General features: G+C 66.4%; 5 protein-coding genes, 1 tRNA gene and 1 pseudogene. 6 read left to right on the top strand and 1 reads right to left on the bottom strand.

The annotated features are described in order from the left end of the window. The 3 genes and pseudogenes from ACJMNC_RS17730 to ACJMNC_RS17720 form a co-directional block, all read left to right on the top strand. Positions 1–289: pseudogene (locus ACJMNC_RS17730) on the top strand (diacylglycerol kinase); the annotation flags it as partial. A gap of 129 nt (positions 290–418) precedes the next feature. Beyond that, positions 419–503, top strand: a tRNA-Ser gene (locus ACJMNC_RS17725). Positions 504–807: 304 nt separating this feature from the next. After that, complete coding sequence (locus ACJMNC_RS17720) at positions 808–2,358, top strand: alpha/beta hydrolase family protein (protein WP_408949278.1); 1,551 nt, start codon at positions 808–810, stop codon at positions 2,356–2,358. Between the two features lie 92 nt (positions 2,359–2,450). On the opposite strand, the gene ACJMNC_RS17715 is transcribed toward ACJMNC_RS17720, so the two are convergent. Further along, on the bottom strand, positions 2,451–3,449 hold the full coding sequence (locus ACJMNC_RS17715) for an AraC family transcriptional regulator ligand-binding domain-containing protein (RefSeq protein ID WP_408949277.1): 999 nt from the start codon (positions 3,447–3,449) through the stop codon (positions 2,451–2,453). A 154-nt stretch (positions 3,450–3,603) separates the two neighbouring features. Between ACJMNC_RS17715 and ACJMNC_RS17710 the strand changes: the two genes are divergently transcribed. The 3 genes from ACJMNC_RS17710 to ACJMNC_RS17700 all read left to right on the top strand — a co-directional run bounded on the left by ACJMNC_RS17710 (position 3,604) and on the right by ACJMNC_RS17700 (position 6,191). Next, entirely contained in the window at positions 3,604–4,809 is a 1,206-nt protein-coding gene (locus tag ACJMNC_RS17710; protein WP_408949276.1) for a lipid-transfer protein, read from the top strand. Between the two features lie 64 nt (positions 4,810–4,873). Continuing rightward, on the top strand, positions 4,874–5,308 hold the full coding sequence (locus ACJMNC_RS17705) for an SRPBCC family protein (RefSeq protein ID WP_408949275.1): 435 nt from the start codon (positions 4,874–4,876) through the stop codon (positions 5,306–5,308). Position 5,309: 1 nt separating this feature from the next. After that, positions 5,310–6,191, top strand: coding sequence for a MaoC/PaaZ C-terminal domain-containing protein (locus ACJMNC_RS17700; RefSeq protein WP_408949274.1), 882 nt, complete (start codon positions 5,310–5,312; stop codon positions 6,189–6,191). The last annotated feature ends 58 nt before the right edge of the window (positions 6,192–6,249 follow it).

Here is a 6,249-nt window from a genome sequence, read left to right as displayed (position 1 = left end):
GGCGATCGTGGTCGAGCACGTCACCCGGCTGCGGTCGGATCTGCGGCCGGACTGGCCGCGGCCGCACCACGGCGAGGGCGCCTACAGGGTGGAGATCACCGGTGAGCCGTCGTACGTCGTGGACGTCACGCCGTCGAGCGCCCGGGGCGATCACAATCACGCGGCCATCGCCGCGGGGGTGAGCCGGGTGGTCAACGCGATTCCGGCGGTGCGCAGGGCCGAGCCGGGGATCCGCACCACCCTGGACATGCCGCTGATCACCGGACCGGGTCTGACGGCTCCGCACTGACCCGCTTCGGCGCCGACTCGAGAAACTTGGGCGACCGGACCGACCCCTGAGGTCGGTCAGGTCGCCCAAATTCTGCGCTGTTCGCTAGGCGCCGGCGGCGTCGGGCGGTGCGCTAGTCTGGAACGCCAGGGAAGCGTGGCAGAGCGGCCGAATGCACTCGCCTTGAAAGCGAGCGTCCGTAACAGGACCGGGGGTTCAAATCCCTCCGCTTCCGCAGTGTGATGAGTCGCGACATCGTTGACACACGATGTCGCGACTCATCTGTTTTCCGGGGGGTTCAGGGCGGGTCTTGTGCGGGTCGGCCGTCCCCTGTCAGTGGCTGCCGTCGTCGAACGCCGTTGTGGCGCTTCGTCTACGGGCCGTCGCATGGTGCGAGTCAGCTCGCGTGACACAGCAGGATATAGTCGTGCGCACCCGAATCACCGTGGTGCGGAATCAGTCAGCGTCTCGATCACACAGAACTGAGCCGAGACGGGTTCGGCCGCACCGCCGAGGCCGGCAAGAGTAAGGAAATCGCTGTGTCGAATCTGATGAGCGCGTGCACGACACGCATGGTGTGGAGGCTCGGCGTGTCCGTGCTGTCCGCCTGCGTGTTGATTGCGGCCACCGGCAGTGACGCCAACGCCGAACGCTGGTCCCCGGCGCTGGAGGCGTCGACGGTCGCGCTGGCGGTCGGCGACGGCGGAGCACTCGTAGCCGACCCGTCGGCGATCGCCGGGGTCGCACAGCAGACTGCCGCGTATCAACGGAAACGAGCAGACGCTCTGCAGCGCGATCGTGAACGCCAACCGAACCCCAACAGCTGCACGGTGCAGTATCTGTGCCCGATGAACCCGGAATACAGCGTCTCCAGCTGGAAGAGAAAGGGCGGCCTCGTCGAGCCCGTTCTGTACACGTCGAGAAGCGGCGCCACGATATCCGGGCACGTCTGGGCGATGGAGCGTCAGGGCGATCCTGCACAGAAGCCGGGCATCGTGATCACCAACGGATCCATCGTCGAATACGAGCAGGCCTACTGGTATCTCGCCCAGCACCTGGCTGCCGCGGGTTACATCGTCATGACCCACGACGCTCAGGGCGAGGGTATGTCCGACCAGTTCGGGCAGCATCCCGACGAACTCGAAGATGCCTTCGCGGGAATCCCCGTCCTGGGTCTGGTCGGGCCGCAGCGCACGCCGAACCTTCTGACCAGCCTCGGCGGCAACGGACTGCCGTTCTACGACGGGCAGATCGATGCTCTCGACTTCTTCCTGTCGGCGCCGGACGACGCCTACAAGCCGCGGCGCAGCCGCACGACGCGGACCGACCATTCGGTCAAGCAGAACCGGCGGGTCGCGAGTGGGTTGAACGCCGGCTACAACCCCTTCTGGAAGAAACTCGACCGCCGGCGGATCGGGCTCGCAGGCCACTCCTACGGTGCGGTCGCGTCGAGCTGGAATGCGCAGAACGATCACCGAGTCTCCGCTGCGGTCGCGATCGACAGCCAGTGCGTCCCTCCGACTGAGCGGATGGACGAAATGGAGGCGTTCTTCGGTGCGCGAGCGGCCCGGGCGATCGGCCCGGTGCCGCTGCCGGCGGTCTACGGATTCAACAAATACTGTTTCGGATCACCAGCGGTGAAGGCTCCCCGGCTGCGCACGCCGGTGCTCGGACTCAGCGGCGACTACCTGCTTCTGCCCGTGCCCCGGGTGCAGGCCCCCGACCCGCTGGCGAAGTCTGAAGCATCGTTCGCCTTCTCCCGTGCGGGAGTCGACACAGCTGACGTCGTGATTCGTGGCGCATACCACCTGGACTTCTCCGACTCCGGCGGGGTACTTCCCGGTACGGCCGATGTTCGCGGGATCACGAATTTCTATACGACAGCGTGGTTCGACAAATACCTGAAAGGCGACCAGTCGGCCGTCGATCGATTGGCGGGCGAGCGATGGAGGCACAGTGCGCACGCTCCGGCGCCGGGCGAGGAGAACCGGTTCTCTGCGCACTACCGGTCCCGAATCGACGTCACACTGGGCGACGGCGAGCGGCTGGTCTGCGAGGATGTTCGCCGCAGGTGTGATGTCGGCGAGTAGCGTGCCGGCCTGTCGCAGTTGATCCGCGGTCCGTACGCAGTGGGCGGCTGCAGTCGTGCGCCGGCTGCGACGCGGGCCCTCCGCGCCGCAGGTCAGGGTGTCTTGGGGCCCTGCCGGTAATCGATCGGCGCGCTTCCAGTCCAACGGTGGAATGCTCGACGAAAGGCGCTCGGCTCCGAATAGCCGAGGCGGGCGGCGATATCGGCGATCGGCTCGTCACTGTGCACGAGTGCCCGCACGGCGCGGTCACGCAGGATCCCGTCCTGGATGTCGCGGACCGAGGTCCCCTCGGAGCGAAGCCGGCGGCGCATGTGCGGCGCACTCATGAACACTCGGCCGGCCAGTTCGTTCGATGCGATCCACGGCCCGTTCGGATCGGTGTCCAGGATCCGGCGGATCCGGGACTCGAGCGTCGTGGATTGGCTGGGCGGATAGAACAATGAGCCGGGTGCGTTCCGCAGGAGCGCCTTCAGGTCCGCCTCGGTCCTGATCGCCGGCCGGTCGAGCAGCGCCGCGTCGAACCCGAGCGACAGGCGATCGGCGGTGAACGTCGCCGGGGCCCCGAAGATCGTCTCGTAGTCCGACGACAGGTGGCTGGCATCGAACGGGAACTGCAGACTGCGGACCGCGACAGGCGCGTCGATCAGCCAGGCCGAGAACCTGTGCACACCCGCGACCGCGCTGAACGCGACGATCGGGTCGACGGGCTCGGCGGCCGATCCGACAGACAGGGTCGCGAGATCCCCATCGACGACCAGGGAGATCTTTGTCCCCATCGTGACCTCGGTGAACTCTCCGATACGCGTCAGTGCCGCCCGAAGATCCGGCGTGTGGATCACCGAGAGGGCCGCAAGCCGCAGAGATCCGCGCGGCAGCCGTCGCGGCCCCATCCCCAAGAGTTCGTCGCCGGTCTGCTTCCAGAGGCTCACCGTCACGGCGGTGGCCTGCTCGGGCGTCATCCGCGCCCGCTCTGCCGAGAACAATTGCCAGTCCAGACCCGCTTCGCCGACCGCGTGGGCGACGTCGATGTCGCGCCGGGACAGGGCGTCGATCGTCGCGCGGAAGAACTGCATCGGGATCGTGTACGACACTGTGCTCCTCACCGAGGCCGATCGGGCGGGGCCTAACAGTAGCAGGGGCATGATCGTTTCGGTCCCCTAGAAGCCCCGCTTCGGTCCTCACTGCCGGTGGTCATCGCTCAATACGGTTCAAGGCGAACATCGAGCGATGGAGAGGAGCCACGCAGTGACGCAACGCGTATTCGTCATCGGCGTCGGAATGACCAAGTTTGAGAAGCCGGAGCGACGAACGAACGAGGACGGCACCCCGTGGGATTACCCCGACATGGCGCGGGAGTCCGGCACCAAGGCGCTCGCCGATGCCGGAATCTCCTACGACCAGATCGAGCAGGCGTACGTCGGCTACGTCTACGGCGAGTCGACCTCGGGTCAGCGTGCGGCATACGAGCTCGGTCTCACCGGCATTCCGATCGTCAACGTCAACAACAACTGTTCGACCGGATCGACGGCGCTGTTCCTTGCGGCACAGACCATCCGCGGCGGCCTCGCCGACTGCACGATGGCTCTCGGGTTCGAGAAGATGCAGCCCGGATCCCTGGGCGCGATGTACGACGATCGCGAACAGCCGATGGGCAACCACATGAATGCGCTCGCCGAGATCTCCGAGGTCTTGTTCCCGCCCGCGCCGTGGATGTTCGGTGCGGCCGGACGCGAGCACATGAAGGCGTACGGCACCACCGCCGATCACTTCGCGAAGATCGGCTTCAAGAACCACAAGCACTCGGTGAACAATCCGTACTCGCAGTTCCAAGACGTCTACACCTTGGACGAGATCAAGGACTCGCGGACGATCTACGATCCGCTCACCAAACTGCAGTGCTCACCCACTTCGGACGGCTCGGGCGCCGTGATCCTGGCGAGTGAGGAGTTCGTCGCGAAGCACGATCTGGCTCCTCAGGCCGTCGAGATCGTCGGTCAGGCGATGACCACAGACTTCGCGTCCACCTTCGACGGTACGGCGAAGAACATCATCGGCTACGACATGAACGTTCAGGCCGCGCGCAGCGTCTACGAGCAGTCGGGTCTCGGCGCCGGCGACTTCCAGGTCATCGAGCTCCACGACTGCTTCTCCGCCAACGAACTGCTCCTGTACGAGGCGCTGGGCATGTGCGCGCCCGGGGAGGCCGGTCGTCTCATCGACGACGACCAGACCACCTACGGAGGCACATGGGTGGTCAACCCCTCCGGCGGCCTGATCTCCAAGGGCCACCCGCTCGGCGCCACCGGACTCGCACAGTGCTCCGAGCTCACCTGGCAGCTCCGCGGGACCGCCGACGCACGTCAGGTCGACGGCGTGACCGCCGCCCTGCAGCACAACATCGGACTCGGCGGGGCCGCCGTCGTCACCGCCTATCAGCGAGCCGATCGCTGAGGCACACCGCCACACCGACAATCCACCTTCGACGCACAGTCACGACCACCGTAAAGGAAACATCATGGGACACATCGAGAAGACCGAGACTCTGGCCGTCACTCCCCAGGCCATCTGGAAGATCATCTCCGATCCGTCGACCTGGAGCGACTGGTTCACCATTCACGAGCGGTGGATGGTGGAGCCGCCGGCGACGCTGACCTCCGGCACCAATCTCACCGCGAAGATCTTCATGCTCGGCATGGCCAACAAGATCGAGTGGGTCGTCGATGCCGTCGACGAGGACTCCTCGCTGGTCCTCAACGGCTCGGGCATGGCGGGCGTCAAGGCCAAGTTCTCGTTCACCCTCACCCCGGACGGCGACGGCACCCGTGTGGACGTCGCCGGCGACTTCGAGGGATCGCTGATCAAGGGAGCCCTCGGCAAGGCGGTCGAGAAGGATGCGAGCAAGCAGGTCCAGGACTCGCTGGACAAGCTCGAAGCACTCGCCGGGGCCTGAGATGACGGAGCAGGATACGACGAGGACGATCCACGAGTTCGACCGCGCGGGCCTGAATCTCTGGTGCGACGAGGAGCGGTTCGAGGTCACCCGGGAGCGGCTGGCCGAGTACGCGGCCGCGACCAACGACCCCATCGACGCTCACCGCTCCGGTGACGTCGCGTCGCCGGTGTTCGCGATCGTGCCGGTGTTCGACGCCCTCATGTCGCCCGCCGTCGACGTGGTTCCGATGGAGATCTTCGGGCGAATCACTCACGGAGAGCAGGACTTCCACTTCCACCGCCCGATCCGGCCCGGGGACGAGCTGGTGTCGAAGGGGCGGGTGATCGGCTGGGAGAGCAAGAGCACCGGCGCGCTGGTCTACATCCACCTCACCTGCCACGACGACGTGACCGGCGAGCTGGTCAACGAGCAGTACCTGTCGGGCTTCTTCCGCGGCGTCGACGCAGGTCCGAAGGTCGGCGAGGCGATCCCGGAGATCTCGCCCAACACCGATGCCAAGCAGGGCGAGCCGATCGCCGAAGTCTCTGCGCACGTCGACGACGATCAGACCTTCCGGTATGCGCCGGCCTCGGGCGATCCGGTGCCGATCCACCTCGACGAGGACGTCGCCAAGGAGGCCGGACTGCCGGGCATCATCGCGCACGGCCTGTGCACGATGGCGATGGCCGGGTGGGGCGTGCTCTCTCAGGTCGCCGACTCGGACGTCTCGCGGGTCAAGCGCTTCGCGGTCCGGTTCTCCAAGTTCGTGTTCCCCGGCGACGACCTGTCGACGCGGATCTGGAAGGTCGGCACCACCGACGGCGTGACCACGTACGCCTTCGAGACGATCCGCGACGGTGACGTCGTGCTCAGCAACGGCGTCGCCGAGATCGCCGATTGAGGATTCTCACCAGTGCGGTCGCGCCGACCGCACGCCGTCGCCGCCCGCCGGCGACGAT

The sequence above is a fragment of the Gordonia sp. VNK21 genome, from assembly GCF_046098115.1.
Classification (GTDB): Bacteria; Actinomycetota; Actinomycetes; order Mycobacteriales; family Mycobacteriaceae; genus Gordonia.
Note: the sequence above shows the minus strand (reverse complement) of the source record. Positions and strands in the feature narration are given on the sequence as shown.